This is a genomic window from Mesorhizobium sp. M1A.F.Ca.IN.020.06.1.1 (assembly GCF_004023265.1).
Lineage (GTDB): Bacteria > Pseudomonadota > Alphaproteobacteria > Rhizobiales > Rhizobiaceae > Mesorhizobium.
Genome location: NZ_RZSR01001285.1, coordinates 1 through 1,306, shown reverse-complemented (window position 1 = coordinate 1,306; position 1,306 = coordinate 1). Strand labels below are relative to the sequence as shown.

Below are 1,306 nucleotides of genomic sequence, written 5' to 3'. Positions count from 1 at the left end.
GCCCTGCTCGGTCGGCCGGTCGGCGGTCAGATAAAGTTGGAACTCGTTCATTCGCTCCTGGTCGTAGAGGATCGAGCCTTTCGAGCCGAAGATCTGGAGGGCGATACGGCCCTTGCGGCCCCAGGCCGAGCGGTTGACCAGCAGCGTACCGGCGACACCGTTCTCCAGATGCATCAGAACACTGGCGATATCGTAGGTCTCGACCGCACGGCGGCCGCCGGAGGCGACGCGCCGGTCGGCATAGGGTTTCGCCATGTCGCACATGACGCGAGCGACGCGGCCGAACAGCACTTTGATCAGCGACAGCGGATGCACCGCGAAATCGTCGAGCGCGCCATAACCGGAAGCCGCCTCATGCTTCCAGAAGAACAGCGCCTCGGGATCGGCCATGAAATCCTCGTCCATCTCGATGCGAACGAGATTGACGTCGCCGATGATCTTTTCCTCGAGCAACGCGCCGATATGGCGGATGGCCGGGTTCTGAATGTAGTTGTAGCCGAGCACGGCAGCCTTGCCGGATTTGGTCGCTGCCTTTGCCATCGCCTCGGCCTCGGCAAAACTCGGTGCCATCGGCTTCTCGCACCACAGGTGCTTGCCGGCGTCGAGGATGGCGATCGCCATTTCCGGATGGAACTGGTTGGGCGTGGTCAGCGACACGACATCGACCTCCGGATCGTTGACGACGGCACGCCAGTCGCCCGAGCCTCGAGTGAAGCCGAACTCGGCCGCTTTGCGCTTTGCAAGCTCGTCATTGACCTCACCCAGATGCACCAGCCTCGCCTTCTCGACATCGGGAAAGACGGTGCCGACCGCGTTCCAGGCAATGGCGTGGCACTTGCCCATGAAGCCCGTGCCGATGAGGCCCACTCCGACCATGTCGATTGTCTCCGCTGAAGGGGAAGAATTCGCATGGATGAATTAATCCATTTCAGCCGAGAATGGAACGTCCAAATCATTTCTTATGGTGTTCTTGCGCGAAACCGCTATGATGAGGCAGGAGAGGGAACACCAGCATGGCCGTGGGCGGAGCGACGATGGACGGACGGGTGCCTCGCGATTTCGAGACCTTGCGCACGACGATCCTGGAGCGGCGCACCAGTCTGCCCAAGCGCATCGCGCAGATCGCCGCCTATGCGCTGGACAATCCCGACGACATCGCCTTCGGCACGGCGGCGAGTATCGCGGCTTCCGCCGGCGTCCAGCCCTCGACGCTGATCCGCTTCGCCCAGCAGCTCGGCTTCGACGGTTTCACCAGCCTGCAGCAGGTGTTTCGCGAGCGGCTGCGCGAACGCAATTCGTCTTATGA

Annotated in this window: 1 protein-coding gene and 1 pseudogene; one reads left to right on the top strand and one right to left on the bottom strand. The window is 62.1% G+C overall.

What is annotated here, in order from left to right; all coding sequences use genetic code 11:
- Window positions 1-876, bottom strand: an 876-nt coding sequence (locus tag EOA60_RS33310) for a Gfo/Idh/MocA family oxidoreductase (RefSeq protein WP_164899780.1), incomplete at its 3' end; no start/stop codon positions are given.
- A gap of 158 nt (window positions 877-1,034) precedes the next feature.
- Here EOA60_RS33310 and EOA60_RS33305 point away from each other — a divergent pair.
- Window positions 1,035-1,306, top strand: a pseudogene (locus EOA60_RS33305) (MurR/RpiR family transcriptional regulator); the annotation flags it as partial.